This is a genomic window from Streptomyces doebereineriae (assembly GCF_031845645.1).
Taxonomy (GTDB): domain Bacteria; phylum Actinomycetota; class Actinomycetes; order Streptomycetales; family Streptomycetaceae; genus Streptomyces; species Streptomyces canus.
Window position 1 is genome coordinate 1 of sequence record NZ_JAVREZ010000417.1, and the last position, 427, is coordinate 427.

The window sequence follows — 427 nt, forward strand, 5'->3', positions numbered from 1 at the left end:
GGCCCGCCGAGGATCTGCCCATCGGAGTCACCGACTACGCCACGGCAGTGCGCGTGCACGGCGACCAGATCGTGCCGGAGCGTGTGCCGGGTCCAGCGCTGGCCGGGGAGTCGGTCGCCGAGGTACTGGAATCGGCCCGGAATGCCGCGGCCACACAGGGTTTCACCGGTTCCGACCGGGTGCTCTCCACCGCATCCTGGAACACCCCCGACGAGCTCGTGGAGAACTTGCTGGCGGTGTTCGCGGTCGGAGCGTCACTGGTTCAGGTGGCCAATCCCGATGCGGGCGCGCAGGATCGGCGTCGCACCACAGAGAAGGTCACCCGAGGCTAGCGCTAAGCCCAAATGCCCAATGGCCAGTTATTGCACAGCCTTTCGGTGAAAGCGTGCATTAACTGGCCACTGGAGCGGCGTTGGATTACTTGAGC

1 protein-coding gene is annotated in these 427 nt (G+C 65.6%); it reads left to right on the plus strand.

Features of this window, described 5'->3' with window-relative positions; translation table 11 throughout:
• Positions 1-332: TIGR03089 family protein (locus RNB18_RS52585; protein ID WP_311721127.1), on the plus strand; the 332-nt coding region annotated here is incomplete at its 5' end.
• Positions 333-427: the final 95 nt, after the last annotated feature.